At 43.8% G+C, this 306-nt stretch carries 1 pseudogene; it reads right to left on the bottom strand.

Going from position 1 to position 306, the window contains the following annotated elements:
* Positions 1-116 precede the first annotated feature (116 nt).
* Positions 117-306 (bottom strand): annotated as a pseudogene (locus HC176_RS18805) (Holliday junction branch migration protein RuvA); the annotation flags it as partial.

The raw sequence follows: 306 nt of genomic DNA, 5'->3' as shown, positions 1-306 counted from the left end.
GTCTTGCGGCACTTCTGTCTCCTGGGCATTAGACGTGAATGAAAAGGCCAGTGCACAAATAAGCGCAATGGAATAGGAAAGCCACAACCGACGGCTATAGTTCTGCCCCAAAGGAATTATAGTTTTTTAAGTGCCTGCTTAATAAGAGATTCTACCGTAGCATCGGGTTCTTCCTTTACAATTCTCTCCACCACCTTTTCAGATTGCTTGCGGGTATATCCAAGAGTCTCTAATGCTGATAACGCTTCTTCGCGACTTGTATTGCTTTTTTGTGCCGAAACTTCGTCTATTCCAAACACTTTTACG

The sequence above is a fragment of the Tamlana crocina genome (genome assembly GCF_012037625.1).
Note: the sequence above shows the minus strand (reverse complement) of the source record. Positions and strands in the feature narration are given on the sequence as shown.